20 protein-coding genes are annotated in these 21,961 nt (G+C 57.1%); 8 read left to right on the top strand and 12 right to left on the bottom strand.

Annotated elements, in window-relative coordinates:
* Positions 1 to 92 precede the first annotated feature (92 nt).
* Positions 93 to 1,565: a betaine-aldehyde dehydrogenase gene (gene betB / locus GHN86_RS06125; protein ID WP_153377924.1), complete on the bottom strand. Its 1,473-nt coding sequence runs from the start codon at positions 1,563 to 1,565 to the stop codon at positions 93 to 95.
* Positions 1,566 to 1,674: 109 nt separating this feature from the next.
* Positions 1,675 to 2,268, bottom strand: coding sequence for a transcriptional regulator BetI (betI, locus tag GHN86_RS06120; RefSeq protein ID WP_153377925.1), 594 nt, complete (start codon positions 2,266 to 2,268; stop codon positions 1,675 to 1,677).
* A 382-nt stretch (positions 2,269 to 2,650) separates the two neighbouring features.
* Between betI and GHN86_RS06115 the strand changes: the two genes are divergently transcribed.
* Positions 2,651 to 4,588, top strand: coding sequence for a BCCT family transporter (locus tag GHN86_RS06115; protein ID WP_323369216.1), 1,938 nt, complete (start codon positions 2,651 to 2,653; stop codon positions 4,586 to 4,588).
* A 164-nt stretch (positions 4,589 to 4,752) separates the two neighbouring features.
* On the opposite strand, the gene choV is transcribed toward GHN86_RS06115, so the two are convergent.
* The 3 genes from choV to GHN86_RS06100 form a co-directional block, all read right to left on the bottom strand.
* Positions 4,753 to 5,931 (bottom strand): choline ABC transporter ATP-binding protein, encoded by a 1,179-nt coding sequence (gene choV, locus GHN86_RS06110; protein WP_153377927.1) that lies wholly within the window; start codon positions 5,929 to 5,931, stop codon positions 4,753 to 4,755.
* A complete protein-coding gene (choW, locus tag GHN86_RS06105) occupies positions 5,928 to 6,773 on the bottom strand; it encodes a choline ABC transporter permease subunit (RefSeq protein ID WP_153377928.1) in 846 nt (281 codons plus the stop codon). Before choW ends, choV begins: the two co-directional genes overlap by 4 nt.
* 70 nt (positions 6,774 to 6,843) lie before the next feature.
* Positions 6,844 to 7,791, bottom strand: a complete 948-nt coding sequence (locus GHN86_RS06100; protein WP_153377929.1) for a choline ABC transporter substrate-binding protein — start codon at positions 7,789 to 7,791, stop codon at positions 6,844 to 6,846.
* A gap of 370 nt (positions 7,792 to 8,161) precedes the next feature.
* On the opposite strand from GHN86_RS06100, the gene GHN86_RS06095 reads away from it, so the two are divergent.
* Positions 8,162 to 9,538 carry an L-serine ammonia-lyase gene (locus tag GHN86_RS06095; protein ID WP_153377930.1) on the top strand — a complete coding sequence of 459 codons (1,377 nt, stop codon included), beginning with the start codon at positions 8,162 to 8,164 and terminating at the stop codon, positions 9,536 to 9,538.
* A gap of 4 nt (positions 9,539 to 9,542) precedes the next feature.
* Here GHN86_RS06095 and GHN86_RS06090 read toward each other — a convergent pair whose 3' ends face one another.
* The 3 genes from GHN86_RS06090 to GHN86_RS06080 are packed head-to-tail and all read right to left on the bottom strand — an operon-like array spanning position 9,543 to position 11,954.
* Positions 9,543 to 10,238, bottom strand: coding sequence for a hypothetical protein (locus tag GHN86_RS06090; protein ID WP_228384919.1), 696 nt, complete (start codon positions 10,236 to 10,238; stop codon positions 9,543 to 9,545).
* Positions 10,174 to 10,809 carry a hypothetical protein gene (locus tag GHN86_RS06085; protein ID WP_153377931.1) on the bottom strand — a complete coding sequence of 212 codons (636 nt, stop codon included), beginning with the start codon at positions 10,807 to 10,809 and terminating at the stop codon, positions 10,174 to 10,176. The genes GHN86_RS06090 and GHN86_RS06085 overlap by 65 nt, the downstream gene beginning before the upstream one ends.
* Positions 10,806 to 11,954, bottom strand: a complete 1,149-nt coding sequence (locus GHN86_RS06080) for a DUF2515 family protein (RefSeq protein WP_153377932.1) — start codon at positions 11,952 to 11,954, stop codon at positions 10,806 to 10,808. Before GHN86_RS06080 ends, GHN86_RS06085 begins: the two co-directional genes overlap by 4 nt.
* Before the next feature lie 260 nt (positions 11,955 to 12,214).
* Here GHN86_RS06080 and GHN86_RS06075 point away from each other — a divergent pair, with 260 nt between their 5' ends.
* Positions 12,215 to 13,312, top strand: coding sequence for an RHS repeat-associated core domain-containing protein (locus GHN86_RS06075; RefSeq protein ID WP_153386235.1), 1,098 nt, complete (start codon positions 12,215 to 12,217; stop codon positions 13,310 to 13,312).
* A gap of 79 nt (positions 13,313 to 13,391) precedes the next feature.
* Here the strand turns inward: GHN86_RS06075 and GHN86_RS06070 are convergent, their stop codons facing one another.
* Complete coding sequence (locus GHN86_RS06070) at positions 13,392 to 13,742, bottom strand: DUF6124 family protein (RefSeq protein WP_153377934.1); 351 nt, start codon at positions 13,740 to 13,742, stop codon at positions 13,392 to 13,394.
* A 662-nt stretch (positions 13,743 to 14,404) separates the two neighbouring features.
* Between GHN86_RS06070 and GHN86_RS06065 the strand changes: the two genes are divergently transcribed.
* On the top strand, positions 14,405 to 15,511 hold the full coding sequence (locus GHN86_RS06065; RefSeq protein ID WP_153377935.1) for a GlxA family transcriptional regulator: 1,107 nt from the start codon (positions 14,405 to 14,407) through the stop codon (positions 15,509 to 15,511).
* Between the two features lie 22 nt (positions 15,512 to 15,533).
* Here GHN86_RS06065 and GHN86_RS06060 read toward each other — a convergent pair whose 3' ends face one another.
* Positions 15,534 to 15,791: a hypothetical protein gene (locus tag GHN86_RS06060; protein WP_153377936.1), complete on the bottom strand. Its 258-nt coding sequence runs from the start codon at positions 15,789 to 15,791 to the stop codon at positions 15,534 to 15,536.
* A gap of 177 nt (positions 15,792 to 15,968) precedes the next feature.
* Between GHN86_RS06060 and GHN86_RS06055 the strand changes: the two genes are divergently transcribed.
* On the top strand, positions 15,969 to 17,003 hold the full coding sequence (locus GHN86_RS06055; RefSeq protein ID WP_153377937.1) for a hypothetical protein: 1,035 nt from the start codon (positions 15,969 to 15,971) through the stop codon (positions 17,001 to 17,003).
* Here the strand turns inward: GHN86_RS06055 and GHN86_RS06050 are convergent.
* The gene (locus GHN86_RS06050) at positions 16,993 to 17,400 is read right to left on the bottom strand and encodes a DUF3010 family protein (RefSeq protein WP_153377938.1); all 408 of its coding nucleotides are present in this window, start codon (positions 17,398 to 17,400) and stop codon (positions 16,993 to 16,995) included. The two genes, GHN86_RS06055 and GHN86_RS06050, sit on opposite strands and share 11 nt — an antisense overlap.
* A 184-nt stretch (positions 17,401 to 17,584) precedes the next feature.
* Complete coding sequence (locus GHN86_RS06045) at positions 17,585 to 17,986, bottom strand: lysozyme inhibitor LprI family protein (RefSeq protein ID WP_153377939.1); 402 nt, start codon at positions 17,984 to 17,986, stop codon at positions 17,585 to 17,587.
* A 193-nt stretch (positions 17,987 to 18,179) separates the two neighbouring features.
* Here GHN86_RS06045 and GHN86_RS06040 point away from each other — a divergent pair, with 193 nt between their 5' ends.
* From GHN86_RS06040 to dgcA, 3 genes are all read left to right on the top strand, one after another.
* The gene (locus GHN86_RS06040; RefSeq protein ID WP_153377940.1) at positions 18,180 to 19,157 is read left to right on the top strand and encodes a dipeptidase; all 978 of its coding nucleotides are present in this window, start codon (positions 18,180 to 18,182) and stop codon (positions 19,155 to 19,157) included.
* A gap of 178 nt (positions 19,158 to 19,335) precedes the next feature.
* Positions 19,336 to 19,866: a 4-vinyl reductase gene (locus tag GHN86_RS06035; protein ID WP_153377941.1), complete on the top strand. Its 531-nt coding sequence runs from the start codon at positions 19,336 to 19,338 to the stop codon at positions 19,864 to 19,866.
* 15 nt (positions 19,867 to 19,881) lie between these two features.
* Positions 19,882 to 21,942: a dimethylglycine demethylation protein DgcA gene (gene dgcA / locus GHN86_RS06030; protein WP_153386233.1), complete on the top strand. Its 2,061-nt coding sequence runs from the start codon at positions 19,882 to 19,884 to the stop codon at positions 21,940 to 21,942.
* Positions 21,943 to 21,961: the final 19 nt, after the last annotated feature.

Below are 21,961 nucleotides of genomic sequence, written 5' to 3'. Positions count from 1 at the left end.
CAACCCGTTTTCCCGAAGCCCCCACGGACCTCATCGCAGCCTGCGGCAGCGACTACAGGTAATCAGCCAGGTAGTCAGTCAGCCGAGTCGGTTCAGAACACCGAAACGTAATCGCCCAACTCGACCTGCACCGATTTGACCTGGGTGTATTGCGCCAGCGAGCTGATACCGTTTTCACGGCCAATGCCCGACTGTTTGTAACCGCCCACCGGCATTTTTGCGTCGGACTCGCCCCACGCGTTGATCCAGCAAATGCCCGCTTCCAACTGATGAATCACGCGGTGAGCGCGGTTCAGGTCCTTGGTCACAACGCCTGCGGCCAAACCGAATTCGGTATCGTTGGCGCGGCGGATCACTTCTTCTTCGGTGTCGTAGGTGAGGATGCTCATCACCGGGCCAAAGATTTCTTCTTTAACGATGGTCATGTCGTCAGTGCAGTCGCTGAACACGGTCGGTGCCACGAAAGCGCCTTTGCCCAGCTCGCCTTCGGTCAGACGTTGGCCGCCGCACAGCAGGCGCGCGCCTTCTTCCTTGCCTTTGGCAATGTAGCCCAGCACGCTTTCCATGTGAGCAAAGCTGACCAGTGGGCCGTAGTTGGTGTTTTCATCTTCCGGGTTGCCGATGCGGATGCGCGCAACGCGTTCCACAATCTTGGCTTCAAACGCGGCCTTGAGCGCCGTCGGGATAAACACGCGGGTGCCATTGGTGCACACCTGGCCCGAGCTGTAGAAGTTGGCCATCATCGCGGTATCGGCCGCACGGTCCAGGTCCGCGTCGTCGAAAATGATCAGCGGCGACTTGCCCCCCAGCTCCATGGTCACTTCTTTGAGCGTGGACTGCGTGGCGCTGGCGGTCACTTTTTTGCCGGTTTCAACGCCGCCGGTGAACGAGATTTTCTCGATACGCGGGTGCTCGGTCAGCCAGGCGCCCACTTCACGGCCGCTGCCGGTCAGCACGTTGAACACACCGTCTGGCAGGCCAGCTTCGGTGAAGATTTCAGCCAGCTTAAGGGTGGTCAGGGACGTGACTTCGCTGGGTTTGAAGATCATCGCGTTACCGGCCGCCAGTGCGGGGGCGGATTTCCATAGCGCGATCTGAATCGGGTAGTTCCACGCACCGATACCGGCCACGACGCCCAACGGCTCGCGACGGGTGTAGACAAACGAAGTGTCGCGCAGCGGGATTTGCTCTCCTTCGATGGCAGGTGCCAGGCCCGCGTAGTACTCCAGCACGTCAGCACCGGTGACGATGTCGACATAACGGGTTTCGGAGTACGCCTTGCCGGTGTCCAGGGTTTCCAGCGCGGCCAGCTCATCGTTGCGCTCACGCAAGATGTCGACCGCCCGACGCAGAATGCGTGAACGCTCCATGGAGGTCATGGCGGCCCAGATTTTCTGGCCCTTTTCGGCGCTGACTACGGCACGTTCCACGTCTTCTTTAGTGGCGCGTTGCACTTGAGCGAGGACTTCGCCGTTAGCCGGGTTGATGGCATCGAAGGTAGCGTCGCTACCGGCGTCGGTGTAGCCACCGTCGATGTAGAGTTTTTGCAGTTCGAAACGGGCCATAAAATCCTCGCAAGTGCATAAAGTAGTTGGCGGTAATCGCGACGCGGTTGCCATCTAACTGGGGCAACTCAACGTCACGACAGTTCAGGGGTTAAGCGTTTATTGAGGCCTAACTCACCTGTTTCGCCAGTTGTAGATCCATATATTCGTAGCAGATGCGTTGTGCCTGATCGGTGTCGAAACCGTCACCGGAAAGGGCACCCCGCAACCATAGACCATCAATCAGTGCCGCCAGACCGCGCGCCGCATTGCGGGCCTGGGCCTGGGGCAGAACACGTCGAAATTGGCAGCACAGATTGGAATACAAACGGTGGTCGTTGATGCGCTGCAATCTGTGCAACGACGGCTGGTGCATGCTGGCGGCCCAAAAGGCCAACCAGGTTTTCATTGCCGGGCCATTAACCTGGCTGGCGTCGAAGTTGCCCTCGACGATGACCTGCAAATGAGCGCGCGGGCTGTCGTCACTCAGCGCCTGACGGCGTTCGGTGACGTTATCGATCAAGGCGTTCATCAAGTACCGCATGGTGGCGGCAATGAGACCGTTCTTGTCTTTGAAGTAGTGACTGATGATGCCGTTGGACACACCGGCCAAACGGGCAATCAGCGCAATGCTGGCATCCGCCATCCCGACCTGATCGACCGCCTGTAACGTGGCTTCGATCAACTGCTGGCGGCGTATGGGTTGCATACCGACCTTGGGCATTTCGTGCGTCTCCTTGGGCCGGCGAGCAGTGCAAAGCAATCACTGAACGACGGCCAGTCTATTTTGTTTTGATTGAACGTTCAATCAACAAAGAATAAGCTCTGCGACAATTCGTCGCGATTCATGCCGTTTTCCTAAGCGTGAATGGCGCAAAACGACACTTTTAATTCCGGTAACCCCTGTCGGTGCCTACGCATCCGACAGGGTGGATCCAATTAATTAGCGGTGTCTTTATATCACCCGACCGTTGGTCGCTATCTAAGAAGATGGTCGGGTGGCGTGCTGCCACAAGTTTTTCTCTCGCGCTGCCTGGAGCATCCGTGCCATGAGTTCTGCTTCTCTAATAAAGACCCCACCGCAAAAGGTGACGGTCAACGGTTGGGTGTTTTACACCTCCACTGCCTTGATATTGTTGCTCACAGCCATTTTGATCGCGGCCCCCGAAGAGGCGGGCCGTATTCTGGGGATTGCCCAGCAATGGCTGTCGCGCAGCTTCGGTTGGTACTACATGGTAGTGATCGCCGCTTACCTGATTTTTGTCGTCGGGCTGGCGTTCTCTTCCTACGGCAAATTGAAACTGGGCACCAAACAGGACACCCCCGACTTTAGCTACGGCGCCTGGGCGGGGATGTTGTTCTCGTCGGGTATCGGTATTTCGCTGTTGTACTTCGGTGCCTCGGAGCCGCTGGACCACTACTTCAATCCGCCTGAAGGCGTGTCGGGCAGCCATGAAGCCGCGCGTCAGGCCTTGCAACTGACATTCCTGCATTGGGGCCTGCATGGCTGGGCGATTTATGCGTTGGTGGGCCTGGCGGTGGCGTACTTTGCCTACCGTCATAACCAACCGCTGGCCTTGCGTTCGGCGCTGTACCCGTTGATGGGCGAGCGTTGGGTCAAAGGTGCTGCGGGCCATGCAGTAGATGGTTTCGGCATGTTCGTGACACTGCTCGGGTTGGTCACCAACCTGGGGATTGGTTCGATGCAAGTGTCGTCGGGGCTTGAGAATCTGTTCGGCATGGAGCACAGCAACACCAACTTGCTGATCGTGATCATCGTGATGAGTACCGTAGCCACCATCGCGGCGGTCTCTGGGGTTGAAAACGGCATTCGTCGGCTCTCCAACCTCAACATCATTCTGTTCAGTGGTTTGCTGATTTTCGTGCTGTTGTTCGGCCCTACGTTGCACCTGCTCAACGGCCTGGTGCAGAACACGGGTGATTACCTGAACGGCATCATCATGAAAACCTTCGACCTGTACGTGTACGTGGGTGATACGCCTCGCACGGAAGGCTGGCTGGGCCTGTGGACCTTGTTCTACTGGGCGTGGTGGATTTCCTGGGCGCCATTTGTGGGCATGTTTATCGCGCGTATCTCCCGTGGCCGTACCGTGCGGGAACTGGTGGCGGGGGTGTTGCTGATCCCGCTGGGCTTTACCTTGGCGTGGCTGTCGATCTTCGGGAACTCGGCGTTGGAGCTGGTGGTGAACCAAGGGGCGGTGGAACTGGGCAAAACCGCGCTGGAACAACCGTCGATGGCCATCTACCAATTGCTTGAGCATTACCCAGCGTCGAAAATCGTGATTGGTGTGTCGATTTTTGTCGGCTTTGTGCTGTTTCTGACCCCGGCAGACTCTAGCGCGGTGATGATGGCCAACCTGTCGTGCAAAGGCGGTGACGTTGATGAAGACGCCCCGCACTGGTTGCGTATTTTCTGGTCGGCGGTGATTACGCTGGTGACCATAGGCCTGTTATTCGCCGGTAACTTTGCCGCCATGCAAACCATGGTCGTGTTGGCAGGCTTGCCGTTTTCGGTGGTGTTGGTGCTGTTTATGTTTGGCCTGCACAAGGCCATGCGTCAGGACACCCAGATGGAGTTGGAGCAGGCTGAACTGGCGGCGCGGGGTCGTCGGGGTTTCAGCGAGCGTTTGACCGCGCAAGATCTGCAACCGACCCAGGCCGTGGTGCAGCGGTTTATGGACAAACACGTGACCCCGGCACTGGAAGAAGCCGCGGTACAACTGCGCAGTCAGGGACTGGACGTGCAAACCCTTTTGGGCAGCGCCAAGCGTTGCATGGGCTTGCGGGTGGAGATGGACGAAGGCAATCCGTTTGTCTATGAGGTCAGCCTGGACGGCTATTTGGCGGCGCCGAGTGACTCGGGTGATGACGAAGTGCGCAGTCGTTATTACCGCGCCGAGGTGTACTTGCACAACGGCAATCAGGAGTACGACCTGATGGGGTTCACCCAAGAGCAAATCAGTCGCGACGTGCTTGATCAGTTTGAAAGCCATCGCCAACTGCTTGGCAGGGTTTATAGCTGAGCAAGGCCAAAGCCCCTCACCCTAACCCTCTCCCAAAGGGAGAGGGGACTGACCGCGTCGTTTGTGGATTCAACTGCATCCAGTCAGGTCGATGTAAAACGCCAATATCCCCCAATCAGTTCCCTCTCCCTTTGGGAGAGGGCTAGGGTGAGGGGGCTTTTCAGCTAACCCAGATTCTTGCCCAACAACGCGTGATACAACTCCGTATCCCCCAATATTCCCACCACTTGATGATTGTCATGCAACACCAGTTTGTTGCCGGTCTGGTAACGAATCTGCAACGCATCGCGCATGCCAATGTTGCTGTCCACCAGCGTCGGCCCGCGTCCCAGCCCTTCAACCGCCTGCCCGCTGCGCCAATGCTGCAAGTCCAGCGCACCCGCACCTTGGCGCACCCCTTTGATGGTGTTGCCTTCAGCCAAATCGATCCACGAGTCATCCCCCGGATCAATGCACACCGAGCCATTGACGCGTTTGCAGTTAGCCAGTGTGCGCATCAGGCTGCGGCCACACAGTACGTTCAGCGGGTTGGTGTGGGCGACAAAGGTGCGCACATAATCGTCCGCCGGGTTGAGCACGATTTCTTCCGGCTTGCTGTACTGGATGATCTTGCCGTCTTTCATGATCGCAATACGGCTGCCGAGCTTGAGCGCTTCGTCGAGGTCATGGCTGACAAACACAATGGTCTTGTTGAGCTTGTGTTGCAGTGCCAGCAGCTCGTCCTGCAAGCCTTGGCGAATCAACGGATCCAGCGCCGAAAACGGTTCGTCCATCAACAAAATATCGGCATCCATCGCCAGTGCCCTGGCCAAGCCGACCCGCTGCTGCATGCCGCCGCTGAGTTCATCCGGTTTTTTATTGCGCCATTGGCTCAGGCCCACCAGCTCCAGCTTTTCATCCACCAACGCGCGCCGCTCTTTTTCAGGGCGGCCCTGCATTTCGAGACCGAAGCTGATGTTTTCACGCACGGTCAGCCACGGCATCAGCGCGAACTTTTGAAACACCATGGCGATGCGTTGGGTGCGCATCATTTTCAGCTCGGCAGGCGTACACGAGGCAATGTCGATTTGCTTGCCTTCATGCTCCACAAACAACTGACCGCGGCTCACCGTATTAAGGCCGTTGATACAGCGCAACAAGCTGGATTTGCCCGAACCGGACAAGCCCATCAAGACGCAAATCTCGCCTTTTTCGATGTCCAGGCTGGCCTTTTCGACGCCAACAATCTGCCCGGTTTTTTTCAGGATTTCATTGCGTGCCAAGCCTTCATCGAGCAGGCCCAGCGCCGCACGCGGGTCTTTGGCGAAGATAACGTCGACGTTATCGAAACGAATAATGCTCATGCGTCGGCTCCTGCTTTGGCTTCGGGCTGCTTGCAGATCCGGTCAAGCATGATGGCCAGCAACACAATTGCCAGACCGGCTTCAAAGCCCAGGGCGATGTCGGCGGTGTTCAAGGCATTGACCACTGGTTTGCCCAAGCCATCGGCGCCCACCAGCGCAGCAATCACCACCATCGACAGCGACAACATGATGCATTGGGTAATCCCCGCCGCGATGCTGGGCATGGCGTGAGGCAGTTCAATGCGCGTCAGCAACTGGCGCCGCGAGCAACCAAACGCCTTACCGGCATCCAGCAGCTCATGGGGCACGTCGCGAATGCCCAGATAGGTCAGGCGAATCGGCGCCGCAATCGCAAACACCACCGTTGAAATCAACCCCGGCACCACCCCCAGACCAAACAGGGTGAGGGTGGGAATCAGGTAAACGAAGGTCGGCACGGTCTGCATCAAGTCCAGCACCGGGCGCATAAAGGTGTAAAACATCGGTTTGTGCGCGGCAAGAATCCCCAGCGGCACGCCAATGATCACGCACACAAAGGTGGCGAACAGCACCTGCGCCAGGGTTTCCATGGTTTCTTGCCAATAACCCAGATTGAGAATCAGCAGAAACGACAGGGCGACAAACACCGTCAGCCCCCACTTGCGTTGAATCAAGTGAGCGAGCAGGGCCACCAGCCCGATAAAGGCAAAAGGGTTGAACCAGGTCAGCGCAAACGTCACGCCGTGGATCATCGTTTCGAGGGTGTACGCAATGGCGTCGAAGGTGTTGGCGCCGTGTCGGGTCAGCCAGTCAACGAAGCTTGCGATGTGCTCGCCTAGCGGGATTTTTTGATCGATCAGCATGGTAGTGAACGTCCGCATGCAGGGGAATTGAAACGGCACCGCACGGCCAGAAACCGCACGGCAGCCGCGATTACTGCGCGAGGCTGGCTTTGACGGCCTCGGCGCCCGGCTTGCCATCCACGGTGGTCACGCCTGCCAGCCAAGTGTCGAGCACCTGCGGGTTCTGCTTGAGCCACGCCCGGGCGGCCACGTCCGGCTTGACCTTGTCATCCAGCACCTTGCCCATCAGGGTGCTTTCCATGTCCAGAGTGAACACCAGGTTTTTCAGCAATTGGCCCACGTTCGCGCACTCCTCGGTGTAGCCCTTGCGCGTGTTGGTGTAGATGGTGGCCTGACCGTAGTTGGGGCCGAAAAACTCATCACCGCCGGTGAGGTATTTCATCTTGAAACGGGTGTTCATCGGGTGCGGTTCCCAGCCTAGAAACACCACGTCTGTGCCCCGACGCTGAGCGCGATCCACCTGCGAAAGCATGCCCGCTTCGCTGGATTCCACCACCTTGAAACCGGCGTCCTTAAGGCCGAAGGCGTTCTTGTCGATCATGGTTTGAATCATGCGGTTGCCATCGTTACCCGGCTCGATGCCGTAGATCTTGCCGTCCAGCTCCTGTTTGAATTTAGGCAGGTCGGAGAAGTCCTTCAAACCCTTGTCATACAGCGCTTGCGGAACGGCGAGGGTGTATTTGGCGTTCTCCAGATTGGCGCGCACCGTTTCGACGGTGCCCGCGTCGCGGTAGGCCTTGATGTCGTTCTCCATGGTCGGCATCCAGTTACCCAAAAACACGTCCATGTTCTTGCCATCGGCCAGCGACTTGTAAGTGACGGGCACGGAAATCATGGTGGTTTTGGTTTTATAACCGAGGGCTTTGAGCACCTCGCTGGTCACGGCGGTGGTGACGGTGATGTCGGTCCAGCCGACATCCGAGAAATTGACCGTGCTGCATTGCGCCGGCTCTGCGGCCTGGGCAGAGACGTTCAGACTCAGCAATGCAGCCAACAACAACGATGAGGAATGTTTCATGGAACGACTCCTGAGTGTCTAATTAGCGGCTTTCGGTATGAAAAACGATACGAAAACCCGCCCGTAACAGTTGCGGTTGGGCGATGCCCGGCCCGGTGAGGCCCACGCATCTTGCAATCGAGTCGAGGCTGATCATGTAACAGCGAAAATCAAACGCCTACAGGGGGCGTCGCATCCAGTACAGGTAGGGTCGTATCTGATACCTGCGAGGTCGTATCTGGACGTTTATGAGCCAAAAAGTGATGGATTCGCGTGTCTGCACCGGCCAAAACGGCCAAGGCGCTGGCAGGCAATAGCGGGTCGTAGCTGGACGTTTTGCCGCGCCACAAAGAGCCGATGATGCAGGCATTCACTGTCGAGGTTCCTGTTCATGGCTATCAGCGTGTTTGACCTGTTCAAAATCGGCATTGGCCCTTCCAGCTCCCACACCGTGGGCCCGATGCGGGCGGCGGCGCTGTTTGTGCAGGGCTTGCGTGAGCGGGGCCAGTTACCACAGGTGCGCCGCGTTGAAGTGCAGCTCTATGGGTCGCTGTCGGCCACCGGCATTGGCCATGGCAGCGACAACGCCGTGATCATGGGCTTGATGGGCGAGTGGCCGGACGCGATTGACCCGTCCTGCATTGGCCCGCGCATTGCGCAACTGCGTGAGCGTCGAACGTTGCTGTTGGACGGTCATGTACCCATTGCCTTCGAGTGGTCGCAGGACATGCGCCTGATCGACGAGAACCTGCCCTTCCATCCCAACGCCATGACCTTGATCGCAGACAGTGCCCAGGGCGAACTGCATCGCGATACGTATTACTCGGTGGGTGGCGGCTTTGTGGTGGATGCGGCGCAAGCGGCCAGCGGTGTGCTGGACATGGACCGCACGGCCTTGCCCTATGACTTTGGCAGTGCGGCGCAATTGCTCGACCTGTGCCGCGAACATCATCTGAGCGTCGCTGCATTAATGATGGCCAACGAACGTATCTGGCGCAGCGAAGACGAAATCCGCTGTGGCCTGATGAAGCTTTGGCATGCCATGCAGGACTGCGTGGAACAGGGCCTCAAACACGAAGGCATCCTGCCCGGCGGCTTGAACGTGCGCCGCCGGGCGGCCCGCTTGCACCGAAGCTTGCAGGAGCTGGGTAAACCCAACGTCATCGGCTCAACCTTGAGCGCCATGGAATGGGTCAACCTGTTCGCGCTGGCCGTCAACGAAGAGAACGCCGCGGGCGGGCGCATGGTCACCGCCCCCACCAACGGCGCGGCGGGCATCATCCCGGCGGTGTTGCACTACTTTATGAAATTCAGCGATGAAGTCAGCGAAGCCCACGTGGTGGACTACTTACTCAGTGCGGCGGCGATCGGCATTTTGTGCAAAAAGAACGCCTCCATCTCCGGGGCCGAAGTGGGGTGTCAGGGCGAAGTGGGTTCGGCCTGCGCCATGGCGGCCGCAGGGCTGGCGCAAATCCTCGGCGCCACGCCGGAGCAACTGTGCAACGCCGCCGAAATTGGTTTGGAACATAACCTCGGTCTGACCTGCGACCCCGTGGGCGGGCTGGTGCAAGTGCCGTGTATCGAGCGCAACGCCATTGCGGCTGTCAAAGCCATCAACGCCGCCCAAATGGCCCTGCGTGGCGACGGCCAGCACTTTATCTCGCTGGACCGCGTGATCCGCACCATGCGCGACACCGGCGCCGACATGCACGACAAATACAAGGAAACCTCACGGGGCGGGCTGGCGGTGAGTGCGGTGGAGTGTTGAGGGGTTAGTCTTTTTCACGCGGCACCCAAATATTGCCGATTCCCAAAGTAATGAGATAACGCTCTTCATCAGGGTGCCGGTCATCCTGAAAACGAGCCAGCAGCACCATGATTTGGTATTTCTCTTCCGCCTGCCAGAAGGTACGCCCGCGAGTGTTTTCATTGCGAAGCTGGGCACGCCATGCGGGGGTGTCGGCTATGGCCGGGTCAGTTTTGGGAGAGGTTAAAACCCAGCCTTGCCGGCGCCATTGGTCTTGTAAGTCCAGCACAATTTTCAGGGCGTCATCGAGCAATAAGGGCTCGATTTGCGGAGACATTCGAATGCTGGAGACTCGTTCGTCTTCAAAGCTGATGGTGAAGAAACGAGCCAATGGCGTTTCAAAGCCATATTGCGGATGTATGTAACGTAAGCGGGCGTCAGTTTTGGGGATGCGAAATCCTGTTTCATCAGGGATGGCTGGGTTAATTGCCGCGCTGGAACGCTGGCGCATATCTTCCCAAGGCTCGCCGTAAATCAGTGCGATCTCCGGGTCTTCGGCGAATGCCTGCACCACCCAGCGCACGGTGATAACGGCCACAAGTATGAACAGAACGAACGCCAGCTGTTGTCGGCGGCTTAGTCGAGCAACGCTGAACTTATTCTTTTTCACGCGGCACCCAAATATTGCCGATGGAGAGGCTGATGAGATAACGCTCTTCATCTGGGTGCCTATCGTCCTTGAATCGGTGCAGGCTCAGCATGGTCTGGTAGGTGTCATCGGCCTGCCAGAAAGTGGTCCCGCCTTTATTTATGTCGCGCAGCCGTGTACGCCATTCGGGGGTATCGGCTATGGCCGGGTCAGTTTTGGGTGAGGTTAATTCCCAGCCTCGACGGCGCCATTGGTCCTGTAAATCCAGCACAATTTTCATGGCGTCATCGAGCAATAAAGGCTCGATTTGCGGGGACATGCGGATGCTGGATACTCGCTCGTCTTTAAAGCTGATGGTGAAGAAACGAGCTAAAGGTGTATCAAAGCCATATTGCGGATGCATGTATCTTAAGCGGGCGTCAGTTTTGGGGATGCGAAACCCTGTTTCATTAGGGATGGCTGGGTTAATTTTCGCGCTGGAACGCTGACGCATGTCCTCCCAAGGCTCGCCGTAAATCAGTGCGATTTCCGGGTCATCGGCAAATGCCTGCACCACCCAGCGCACGGTCATGACCGCTAAAAGCACAACAAGAATCAGGGCTACTTTTCGGCGCCTGTCGTAAACAGGCAATGCCGGATTCATTGCACTGCACCGGCTTGTGCAATTTCTTTGATCGATTGCTCCAGCGCTGAGCGGTTGTGGTCATGCAGCATTGTGTTAAAGCGCTTGGCTGCTCGAAGTACGAATTCCATACGCTGTTCAACATTAGAGAGATCTGCCAGTGGGTTGTCGCTAAACCCTATTGTGCTGTCATCGTCAGCGCGTTGGCATTTATTGGAAAGGGTTAGTTCAATCGCTTGAGCGACACCTGAGGGCATATCTGTAACAAATGATGCATGATTGGCACGAAGCAGTAAGGCAAGTCGTGACTCCTTGTAAATCGTTGGCTGCAATATGTTTTTTTGTTCGTGATGAGCTAAAAGTTTCACGCTTTCAGCTATCTCTCCTGCTTCGATTGCCGTGAAGGCTTTGAGAATTTCTTCATAAACCTCGCCAAATGGAAGCTTTATAGGATCAACCAACCAAAGCACCGGAAACTTCGGATGCCCATAAATCGCCGCCCGGTTTTGCAGGCATTTCTTCAACTCAGCCAACCCGCGTTTTTTATAAAACGCATGTAACGGAAAGATATCCAGAAACAGCGTGGTATTGCCCAGCGCCATCATCTCGTTCACATACTGAAACTGGTTCTGGGCCACGGACGGTTCATCCGAGTTGCATCGCCAATCCGCTGGCATCGGGTTCAGGTCATCGGTGGCTTTGTATTTTTGCACCAAAATAGTCTGGTCATCCATGTTGTGCTTTGTGAACAGTCCCCACTCGCGTCGGTTGTCACGCAACGGCTGGCGGGCTTCGTGCTCTGCCTCAATAAGCTCCGTCACGTTCGCCGCATGCAGCAACCCGCAGCCCACTTGTTTGGAGGCAAACGCCGCCAGCCCGGCCCATTGAAAGCGCGAGTTATGTAGCCACAGGCGTGCATAGGCGGCATTGATGGCGCGGTTTCGTTCGATGGGGTCGGCGATCAACACGCCGCCAGGGGCGACGATTTCTTCGGCTTCACGCTGGTAAATACGCCAGAGGCAATCACAGGTCAGAATCGGAACTTGCGTCACCTCCATCTCGACGCCATACAGCTCCATGATGCGGGTCTCGCATTCGTCCAGCGGCTTGGTGTTTTCGTTGAGTATTTGGGTGTCGCTGGGATGGTCTTTAAAACACTGGGTCATGGGCCGGCTCCATTGGGAATCTGGCGACCCTAACAGCCCCGGCAGTGCGCGGATCATCGTCAAAGAAATCCAGACATCTCCTACTTTGTTAGAGGATTAATCGCTCGGCCTGTCTGCGTGTGGCGGGCTTTTTAACGTGACGGTTTAACAGCATTTGTAGGCCTTGCGAGTACGAGTTTTTACTCAGAACGGCCAGTAGGCAGGCGGCGCAGTCGGGAGCACTCTCGTTTCACCTTCCTAACCCATCCCGAAGCCTGGCCATGTTGACTCATCATTACCGTTACGACCCTTTGAACCGCTTGACTCATTCGGCAAATATTCAGCGTTTCTACAATCATTTGCGCATGACGACTGAGATCCAGGGCGTCGAGCGTTACAGCGTTTTCCAAAGTGGCGACACTGTATTGGCTCAGACCCGCGATGACGCAGAGGGCAGTGAATGCAGATTATTGGCTACCGGCTTGCAGCGGTCGGTCTTGCACGAGGTCAGCGCTGATGGCAGTCGCGGTATTGCGTATAGCGCGTATGGCCATTGTGACGAGCGCGGTGAGCTTGGGTTTAACGGCGAACGTGCCGACTCGGTGACGGGGCATTACTTATTGGGCAATGGTTATCGGGCGTTTAACCCGATTCTGATGCGATTCAACAGCCCGGACAGTTGGAGCCCGTTTGGGCGCGGCGGAATTAATTGCTATGGCTATTGCGAAGGCGATCCAGTTAATCGAGTAGATCCGAGCGGGCATTTCTGGCGGCGATTATTAGGCGCAGTGACCGGGCTGGCGAGTAGGCGTTCAACCGCAAAGACGGTAGCACTCGCCGCGGCACCTCGTTCTTTGACAGATGTAGGGATTGACGTACTGAAGGATTTAAGAGAGTTGGTACCGGGCATCCACGTGGGAAGGCAGCAAGATGAATTCGGTAAATTCACCACGCTTTTGGTCACAGGGCATGGGGGTATTCATACATTCAATGATGGTAGGACCCTAGGTTATATGGTCTCAGGAGACGGCCCGGTCGTTGCACCCAAACTCGGCAAACTTTTAATGAAAAACAGAAGTTTGAAGGACATCAAAGAAATAAATTTAGTGATGTGTACCTCCGCAAATTTAAAAGAGGCTTCCTATGCGCAGCGCTTGGCGAATGAAATGGGGCTTCCGGTCACCGGCTATCTGAACAGTCCCGCTCGTCGAGAGCCAGAATGGCTCGTGGAACAAATAGCTCGAATACAACCCTTGTCTAGAAAATTATTAATCCCGGGCGGCTTTGTTCTGGATAACGCGACCATTATCCGAGAGGGGCTACAGGGTGGTTCCTACAATCCCGTCAGGTTTCTACCTTCGCCCAGAAATGCCAGATAGTGCCTGCCTATTGAGGTCAAACACACAGCGTCAGGGCTGACCGGTTTTAACGCGCCTGCTTGCCTCAGGCGCGCGCGGCTCAGTGCGTCGTCAGACCGTCCAGCGACTTATCGACATACGCTTTGGCCAGCTCCGCCAAATGCATCACCGATAACACCAGATCGCGCTGCAACCCGCTCAATCCCTTCCCCGCCTCACTCGCCGAAGCGCCCGCGCAGCGCAACAAGTCTGACGCTTGGGCCAAAGCCGCTTCTACATTGACACTGTCGGGGATGGCATACGTGGGCATGCCCACGGGGCGTGGAGGCTTAGGGGTGAGCAGGTAAAAATCGAGGGCGCGATCAGCGGCGGCGCGGTCCAGCGACTGTGCATCGCGCTGAGCAGCATCGTGCAGGGTCAAACAGGGTGGATCGGGGGCAATCTTTTTCATGGCACAACTCCTAATCAATCAAAGGAGCTGTCACCTGTCGCTACTAAACGAATGGGTGGCAGCCGTACGCAGGTTAGTAGACCGGTGATCAGGGAACCGGCGCACCACAAGGGTGCCCTGCGCACGGCCACCATAAAGTTTGGCCGAAAAAAAGCGCCTCGCTAAGGTGGCGCCTTGCGCCTGATCACATCGTCGAGCTACTAAACCCGACCGCTGATGGACAGCGATGGGCCGAGACTAGACCTCGATTTTGGCAGGCGCAAGCGAACAGGATTTTCTCGGAAGTTTCATGGGATTGAAAGGGACACGTCGTACAAAGCACTCAATCGAGCGCTGTTTAAGGGCATGACGACCTTTTATGGCGCACGCAACTGTGCGTTGGGTGACAGGTGTGCACAGCCCAAGGCCTGAACCTTCCCACAAATGCTACCGATGTGCTCAACACGGTCGTCGCCCGCAGCCGCGTCAGTTTAAATCGCGTTTAGCCGTGGGTTTGCGGCCCCTTTGACTAGACCCTTTGCGACGTCGTTTTCAGGTGTTGTTGAATGGCCATTCAATTTTAGGCATGGCAATTGCGTTGTGATTGCCAAGCCCCTGAATCGGGAGCCAGAACAAGAGCCTGCGCCTGAGGCCATCACCCGCTTGTGTGAGGAGATACCGCGATGACGTCGTTCAACTCCGGGGCCCAACCCCAGAACCGTACGCCTCAATCCATCGGCTTTTTGCTGCTGGACAATTTCACGCTGATTTCTTTGGCGTCTGCGATTGAACCCTTGCGCATGGCCAATCAGTTGTCAGGCCGTGAACTGTATCGCTGGAGCACCCTCAGCGCGGACGGCAGTCAGGTGTGGGCCAGCGACGGTCTGCAAGTGACCCCCGATGCCAGCATGCACAAGGCGCCAGCGCTGGACATGGTGATTGTCTGCGGCGGTATCGGAATTCAGCGCACGGTAAGCCGCGAGCATGTGTCATGGCTGCAAAGTCAGGCGCGCCAGTCGCGTCGCCTCGGCGCGGTGTGCACTGGCAGTTGGGCGCTGGCCTATGCCGGCTTGCTCGATGGCTTTGATTGCAGCGTGCATTGGGAATGCCTGGCGTCGATGCAGGAGGCCTTTCCGCGGGTGGCCATGAGCACGCGACTGTTCACCCTTGATCGCACCCGGTTTACCAGTTCGGGCGGCACCGCGCCGCTGGACATGATGCTGCACTTGATCAGCCGCGATCATGGCCGGGAGTTGTCGGCGGCCATCTCGGAAATGTTTGTGTATGAACGCATTCGCAACGAGCAGGATCACCAGCGTGTACCGCTTAAACACATGCTGGGCACCAATCAGCCGAAGTTGCAGGAAATCGTCGCGCTGATGGAGGCCAATCTTGAAGAACCGATAGATCTGGACGAGCTGGCGGTGTACGTGACGGTGTCCCGGCGCCAGCTGGAGCGGCTGTTTCAGAAGTATTTGCACTGTTCGCCGTCGCGTTATTACCTCAAGTTGAGGTTGGTGCGGGCGCGCCAGTTGCTTAAGCAAACGCCGATGTCGATTATCGAAGTGGCGGCGGTATGCGGGTTTGTGTCGACGCCGCATTTTTCCAAGTGTTACCGCGAATATTTCGGCATCCCGCCACGCGATGAGCGCGTCGGTTCCAATACGACTCAGCAGACGACAACCCTGGTGCCGATTACGCAATCACTGCTGCTGGCGCCTTTGGCGGGGCCGATGTCGGCGTTGCATCAGGCGCGCAATGAATCAACCTTTGCCAGTGTGAGAATTTAAAGCACTCACACACCCCTCACTCTCAATGGGGCGAGGGGTGCTTGAACTGCGCGAGCCCCGGCAGCAAGTGCCGGTCAATGGCCTCGCGCACAGCGGGCAAAATGGTTGCGCTGCCGGTATAGAGTTTTTCCACCAGCCCCTTGAGCGCGCGCACGTTAGTGTCGTTCAATCCACACACCACGGCTTTACACGCCTCGTCGGCGCTGCCCGACACTTCAAATCCCAGTGAGCGCAGTTGGTTAAGCAAGTCGTGCTGATCAATCAAATCCGCGTGCATCATGCTTTTTATCCTTCTGTGAAACGCGTTGGAGCCTTGATTCTGGTAGGGCTTTGGCAAAGCGGCAAGGGCGGTGTCCGGTTTGCCTAACTGCAGGTCGTTTTGAGGCATCAGCGCCCGCCGTCTGTGCTTTGTGTCAGGGCCGTGTGACGATCGTTTAATCACCACAAGGGTTGAGCCATGCTGGAGCGTCAGCAAAACAAAGAGCGCAAGTATCAATACAACACACCCACCACAGGCCCTGAACATATTGAGGCGCTGTATGAAGAAGTGGCCCAGGGTGAAGACAAGGACTCGGCTGTGACTCGCAAGACCCTCAAGGGTTATGTGATCGAAATGGTTCAATTGATGCGCGCGTCTGCTCGCAGCAAACGCCGGGATGACGAGGAGCAGGAAAGTCATTTTTGGCGTGCGTTGATTCTGTTGGGAATGGCGGCGGCTGTGTTCATCTACTTGGCCCTGCTGAACAGCAGTGGCTGGGACTGGCTGGATGAAAAACGATTCGCCTTCAAAGTGACGGGAACATTGCTGGCGTTGATTTTTGTGCTGGTTCAGATCGAACGCACCGCGTTCTTCAAGGTGCTCTGGGGGTTTGGCTTTACCAAAATCATCGTGTCTATCGGCGCCTCGGCGTTATTGGTGTTTTCCACGGGCAAGGCGGCCGGGGTGATTAATGGTGTGTTTGGTATCGACGCGACGGCGTTTCCGCTCAGCCTGACGTTTATGACGGGGTTCATTTTTTTTAAAAACCTGTCGCCGTTCATCTTTCTTATTGGTGTGTTCGCCGCACTCCATGCCCTCAACCTGTTTATGTGGTTCAAGGCGTTGCTCAAGGGCAAATACCCTGAGGGGCCCTTGGTCAGTTCTGCGTGCTTTCTGTTGTTTGCGTGCCTGGTGATGGGCTTTTACTTTGGCTGGGGCGGCAATCGATTGAGCGCCGAACGCTTGCCTGAAGTGGCCTACAAATTGGCTCATGTGCTGGATTTCAACAGCAAACACAGTTGTGCCAATGTGCCGGGCAATGCTGCGGTTATCTTTATCGGCCCCAGCCAGAATGTGGTGTTGACCGACAACCACCGGGTAGACGTTGACAGCGTGCAGGCCTTCTTTGAAGAGGACCTGCAGGTACCTGCATTCTTTGCCCGTGTCGAGTGTGCCCTGAGTCAAAACACGGCGCCGGTGGCCGAGCCACAACGGCAGTGGCTTAACCCTTGAGCCACGCCGCGCACGCGGCCTTGAACGCTTCATGCTGATATTTGTTCAGCGTGGCAGGCAGCTCGAAGGCGTGCTTTTTGAACTGTGCGTTGAGGGTTTGCGGTGACAGCAATTGCACGTCGCAATCGTACAGTAACTGGAGGATGCCTTCGATTTTGAAGGTGGTCGGGCCGCCCGCAAACTCACCTTTTTTGCTGCGTTTTTTGATCACGATGCGGGTGATGCCCTGGGCTTTTACAAAGGCTGCCAGGCTGGCCGCGAAGGCTTTGACGCTGGCCGCGTCTTCATCGTCGTCGAGAGCGATTTTTTTGGTGGCAACGGCCACGTGCTCAAGGTTGGATGTGGCCAGGGCGAAGATCGCTTCGCTGCCTTTGATTTCAATACCGCAAATAGTCATAAAAAACCTGTGCTCAGTAATTCAAGTGCCGATCCGTAGCAGCTGCCGCAGGCTGCGTCCGGCTGCAAAGCAGTCGTAAACCCACCAGACATATTCTGCCAGCAAGGTCGCAATCTGCAGTTTTACGGCCGCTTCGCTGCCGGACGCAGCCTTCGGCAGCTGCTACGGGAATCAAATGCGGTGATCACTCCTGGCCGATGGATTCCAGAAACTCTGAGCGGTCGTCACTGATGGCGGCCATGCAGTCATTGAGGGCGATGTTGTAGGTGTCGGTGCCGGCGGTGGCCGGGAACACCGCAATGGCGCAATCGGCGTCACGCTGATGCAGCCACAGCGCTTGCGCGGCTTTGATCTTGCTGATGATGTTATTGAGCTGGGTCGGGTTTGAGCCATACAACGAGGTCATGCGTGTTTGCAGGGCCTCGTAGTTTTCGGTCAGCAATTGCTCGGCGGCATTTTTGCTGAACACGGAACACGCCAGCGTTTGCTGGTCGTTTTCGACGGCATCACACGGGTTGTAGTCGGCATCATCGGCTGCGTAGGCGCCGCTGGTGATCAACGCCAAGGCCAGGAGAATCGATTTCATTGCGGCTTCCTAATCCAGAGTTGGGGCCGATTCTGGCTGATGCGTCGGCCAATGAACAGCCAAGGTGCTCATTGACGCTTTCGGCAATCGCGCTGTCGCTTTTGCACCCGGCTGTTTTTGACCCCAAGCCTATGCTGGCCCCAAAGCGCCGGCAGACGATTCGGCGCAGCAATCGCCGATAAGGGGACGCCTGATGAGCCCAGCCGAGTTGCACGCAGACAGCATCGTTATCGACGGGCTGATCATTGCCAAATGGAACCGCGAGTTGTTTGAAGACATGCGCAAGGGCGGCTTGACCGCCGCCAACTGCACCGTGTCGGTGTGGGAAGGGTTTCAGGCCACCATCAACAATATCGTCGCCAGCCAGACCCTCATTCGCGATAACAGCGATCTGGTAATCCCGGTCAAAACCACCGCCGACATTCGCCGCGCCAAGGAACAGGGCAAGACCGGGATCATTTTTGGCTTTCAGAATGCCCATGCGTTTGAAGATCAACTGGGCTATATCGAGATCTTCAAACAGCTGGGCGTGGGTGTGGTGCAGATGTGCTACAACACCCAGAATCTGGTGGGCACGGGCTGCTACGAACGCGACGGTGGGTTATCGGGTTTTGGCCGCGAAGTGGTGGCCGAAATGAACCGCGTGGGCATCATGTGCGACCTGTCCCATGTGGGTTCCACCACCTCTGAAGAGGTGATTCTGGCCTCCAAAAAACCAGTGTGCTACTCGCACTGCCTGCCTTCCGGCCTGAAAGAACATCCTCGTAACAAATCCGACGCTGAACTCAAATTTATCGCCGACCACGGTGGTTTTGTCGGCGTGACCATGTTTGCGCCGTTTCTGGCCAAGGGCATCGACTCGACCATTGACGACTACGCCGAAGCCATCGAATACACGATGAATATCGTCGGCGAAGACGCGATTGGTATTGGCACTGATTTTACCCAAGGGCACGGTCAGGACTTTTTCGAAATGCTGACCCACGACAAGGGCTACGCCCGGCGTCTGACCAGCTTCGGCAAGATCATCAACCCGCTGGGCATCCGAACCGTGGGTGAGTTTCCCAACCTCACCGACACCTTGCTCAAGCGCGGCCACAGCGAACGCGTGGTGCGCAAGATCATGGGCGAGAACTGGGTCAATGTCCTGAAAGACGTCTGGGGCGAGTAACCGCAACCACTGTTTGCGTAGCAGCTGCCGAAGGCTGCGTCCGGCTGCGAAGCAGTCGTAAACCCGTATTGCAAAATTTTCCCGCAAGAGCGCGGTGGCTGGTTTCACGACCGCTTCGCGCCCGAACGCAGCCTTCGGCAGCTGCTACGGGGCTTAATAATATTTGGAGTTTGATGTCATGGCTAAAATCGCCCCGCAATTGCCTATCGAAGTCGACAGCGAAACCGGCGTCTGGACCTCCGACGCGCTGCCCATGCTCTATGTGCCACGGCACTTTTTCGTTAACAACCATAGGGGCATCGAGGAGGTGCTGGGGGCCGAGGCCTACGCCGAAATCCTCTACAAGGCGGGCTACAAATCCGCTTGGCACTGGTGCGAAAAAGAAGCCGAATGCCACGGCCTTGAAGGGGTCGCGGTGTTTGAGCACTACATGAAACGCCTGTCGCAACGCGGCTGGGGGCTGTTCACGTTACTGGACATCGACCTCGACAAGGGCACGGCCACGATCAAGCTGGAACACTCCTGTTTCGTCTATGTGTACGGCAAGGTCGGGCGCAAGGTGGATTACATGTTCACGGGCTGGTTTGCAGGCGCGATGGACCAGATTCTGCACGCCCGTGGCAGCAGCCTTCGCACCGTGGCCGAGCAGGTGTACAGCGGTTCGGAAGAAGGCCACGACCACGGTCTGTTTATCGTCAAGCCGTTGTAAGTCGAGGATCGGGATATGGCGTTCGAAGCAATGTTTGAGCCGATTCAAATCGGCAAACTGACCATCCGCAACCGTGTGCTGAGCACTGCTCACGCCGAGGTGTATGCCACCGACGGCGGCATGACCACCGAGCGTTATGTGCAGTACTACGAACAAAAAGCCAAGGGCGGTATCGGTCTGGCCATTTGTGGCGGTTCTTCGGTGGTGGCCATCGACAGCCCGCAAGAGTGGTGGAGTTCGGTCAACCTGAGCACCGATCGCATCATCCCGCACTTCCAGAATTTGGCCGATGCCATGCACAAGCACGGCGCCAAAATCATGATCCAGATTACCCACATGGGCCGTCGCTCGCGCTGGGACGGGTTCAACTGGCCGACCCTGATGTCGCCCTCGGGTGTGCGTGAGCCGGTGCATCGGGCCACGTGCAAGACCATTGAGCCAGAAGAGATCTGGCGCATCATCGGCAATTACGCCAGCGCCGCAGGCCGGGCCAAGGCCGGTGGGCTGGACGGGGTGGAGCTGTCGGCGGTGCATCAGCACATGATCGACCAGTTCTGGAGCCCGCGGGTGAACAAGCGCACGGATGAATGGGGCGGCAGTTTTGAAAATCGCATGCGTTTTGGCCTCGAAGTGCTCAAGGCCGTGCGTGCTGAGGTCGGCCCGGATTTCTGCGTGGGCATCCGCCTGTGCGGTGACGAATTCCACCCCGACGGCCTCAGCCATGAGGACATGAAACAGATCGCCAAGTACTACGACGACACCGGCATGCTGGATTTTATCGGTGTGGTCGGTTCGGGCTGCGACACCCACAACACGCTCGCCAACGTGATCCCCAACATGAGTTATCCACCGGAGCCGTTTTTGCATTTGGCGGCTGGCATCAAGGAAGTGGTAAAGGCGCCGGTGCTGCACGCGCAAAACATCAAGGACCCGAATCAGGCGACGCGGATTCTGGAGGGCGGCTACGTCGACATGGTCGGCATGACCCGCGCGCACATTGCCGACCCGCACCTGATCGCCAAAATCAAAATGGGTCAGGTCGACCAGATCAAACAATGCGTGGGCGCCAACTATTGCATCGACCGCCAGTATCAAGGGCTGGACGTGCTGTGCATCCAAAACGCGGCCACGTCCCGCGAATACATGGGCGTGCCGCACATCATTCAGAAAACCACTGGGCCTAAACGCAAGGTGGTGATCGTCGGTGCAGGGCCTGCGGGCATGGAGGCGGCGCGGGTGGCGGCTGAGCGCGGCCATGACGTGACGCTGTTCGAGAAAAAAGACGCCATTGGCGGGCAAATCACCACGGCCTCCAAAGCCCCGCAGCGCGATCAAATGGCCGGTATCACACGCTGGTTTCAATTGGAGCTGGCGCGTTTGAACGTCGATGTGCGGTTGGGCACGGCGGCGGATTTGCCGACGATTCTCGACCTGCGCCCGGACATCGTGGTGCTGGCGGTCGGCGGCCATTCCTTTGTGGAGCAGAACGAGCATTGGGGGGCGGCCGAGGGGCTGGTGGTGAGCAGTTGGGACGTGCTGGACGGCAAGGTTGCGCCGGGGAAAAACGTCTTGGTGTACGACACCATTTGCGAATTTACCGGTATGTCGGTGGCCGACTTTGCGGCGGATAAGGGCGCGCAGGTCGAGATCGTGACCGACGACACCAAGCCTGGCGTGGCGGTTGGCGGCACGTCTTTCCCCACCTATTACCGCAGCTTGTACCCCAAAGAAGTGATCATGACCGGCGACATGATGCTGGAGAAGGTCTACCGCGAAGGCGATCAATTGGTGGCGGTGCTGGAGAACGAATACACGGGCGCCAAAGAAGAGCGGGTGGTCGATCAGGTGATCATTGAAAACGGCGTGCGTCCGGATGAGGAGCTGTATTACGCGCTTAAACCGGACTCACGCAACAAGGGCCAGATTGATGTTGAGGCGCTGTTTGCGATCCAGCCGCAGCCGTGTTTGAACGTGGCGGGGGAGGGTTATTTGCTGTTCCGTATTGGTGACTGCGTGGCTCAGCGCAACGTGCATGCGGCGATCTATGACGCGCTGCGGTTGTGCAAGGATTTTTGAGTACATCCTTGGTCCTCAC

The sequence above is a fragment of the Pseudomonas helleri genome (genome assembly GCF_009600315.1).
GTDB lineage: Bacteria > Pseudomonadota > Gammaproteobacteria > Pseudomonadales > Pseudomonadaceae > Aquipseudomonas > Aquipseudomonas helleri_A.
The sequence above is the reverse complement of the archived record's forward strand: the minus strand, read 5'-3'. Positions and strand labels throughout refer to the sequence as shown.